Source organism: Aquisphaera insulae, from assembly GCF_011064615.1.
GTDB lineage: Bacteria > Planctomycetota > Planctomycetia > Isosphaerales > Isosphaeraceae > Aquisphaera > Aquisphaera insulae.
In genome coordinates, this window is the sequence record NZ_JAALJH010000300.1 from 1 (window position 1) to 253 (window position 253).

Below are 253 nucleotides of genomic sequence, written 5' to 3' on the forward strand. Positions count from 1 at the left end.
TAGGATGAAGGAGGCGGCATCCCCCGAGGCGGCGTCGATGGCCAGGGCGGTGTTGTAGAGGTAGGCGAAGCCGGCGAGTTCGCCGCCGTCGAAGCGGAGGCCACCGTTTTGGACCTGGAGGGCGCTGTCGTCGGGCACGTCGATGGAGCCGGCTACCTGGGCCAGGGTCTTGCCGCCGCCGAGGTCGACGAGCAGCCCGACGCCGTGGTCGAGTTGAATGGAGCCGAGGTTGGTGAGGCTGCCGGTGAAGTAG

The 253-nt window shown here is 68.4% G+C and carries 1 protein-coding gene; it reads right to left on the reverse strand.

All coding sequences use genetic code 11. From position 1 onward, the window contains the following. Positions 1-253, reverse strand: a 253-nt coding sequence (locus tag G6O54_RS37210; RefSeq protein WP_165236258.1) for a hypothetical protein, incomplete at both ends; no start/stop codon positions are given.